At 70.2% G+C, this 1,099-nt stretch carries 2 protein-coding genes; one reads left to right on the top strand and one right to left on the bottom strand.

All coding sequences use genetic code 11. From position 1 onward, the window contains the following. Window positions 1–276: 276 nt before the first annotated feature. Entirely contained in the window at window positions 277–774 is a 498-nt protein-coding gene (locus tag HUK84_RS19615) for a flavin reductase (protein WP_176641706.1), read from the top strand. A 7-nt stretch (window positions 775–781) separates the two neighbouring features. Here the strand turns inward: HUK84_RS19615 and HUK84_RS19610 are convergent. Next, window positions 782–1,099 (bottom strand): metal ABC transporter permease (locus HUK84_RS19610; RefSeq protein WP_176641705.1); only part of this gene is annotated, 318 nt, incomplete at its 5' end.

The raw sequence follows: 1,099 nt of genomic DNA, 5'->3' as shown, positions 1-1,099 counted from the left end.
AGGCCGCGAGGGAGGCGGCGATCCGGCGGCATGTCGGGCGGTCCAGCGCGTTCAGCACGCCGGGCCGGTTCAGCGTCAGACGGGCCAGCCGCCCCTGCCGCGCCGCCAGCAACGTCCCGCTCTCCAACGCTCCGCCATCCGTCATCCGTGCCGCCCCGCCCCGGTTTCTCCCTGTTTTCCCTTGTACGATAATATGACAGAAGCAACAGGACGATGAGATGCCGCCCGGGTTGACGCCGCCAATCCCGGTGGGCGGGCGGCAGGAAGGGCGCAGGAATGACGGTCGATTCCCAGACCTATCGGGATGCAATGGCGCGGCTGGGCGCGGCGGTGAACGTCGTGACCACCGGCACCCTGGACGACCCGGTGGGATTCACCGCCTCGGCGGTCTGCTCGGTCACCGATGCGCCGCCCACGCTGCTGGTCTGCTTGAACCGCGCGGCGCGGGCGCGCGCCGCGTTCCGCACCGGCGGCGCCATGTGCATCAACGTCCTCTCGGCCAGCCAGCGCGACATTTCCGGTTCGTTCGCCGGGCCGATGGACATGTATGAACGCTTCACCTACGGCCATTGGACCACGCTCGACACCGGCGCACCGGTGCTCGAGGAAGCGGTGGCCTCGTTCGACTGCCATGTCGACCAGATCGTCGAGGTCGGAACTCACAGCGTGATGTTCGGCGTGGTCGAGGCCATCCGCATGGGCGCGGGGCAGGGCGGGCTGGTCTATTTCAACCGCGCCTATCACGCGCTGCCGCACGGCCAGGACGAGCTCTGACGCGTCCCTATCCGCGCTTCCCCAGATACGTCCCCACATAGGCCGCCGTACTCAGCGCGCTGATCCAGAACGAGGCCGGGCAATCCGTCCACCAGGACAATGCCAGCCCGCCCCACCCCTCGGCCGCCGCCAGCAGCACCGACAGCACGATCCCCCGCCCGGGCGCCGCCGTCAGGCGCTGCGCCGTCGCGGCCGGCCCGACCATCAGGGCGAAGACCAGCAGCACCCCGGTGATCTGCACGCATTCCGCCGTCGCCACCGCCACGATCGCCAGGAACAGGGTGGAGACCAGCCGCACCGGCACGCCCCGGGCCTCGGCCGTCTC

It is taken from the genome of Nguyenibacter vanlangensis, assembly GCF_013376155.1.
Taxonomy (GTDB): Bacteria; Pseudomonadota; Alphaproteobacteria; order Acetobacterales; family Acetobacteraceae; genus Gluconacetobacter; species Gluconacetobacter vanlangensis.
The sequence above is the reverse complement of the archived record's forward strand: the minus strand, read 5'-3'. Positions and strand labels throughout refer to the sequence as shown.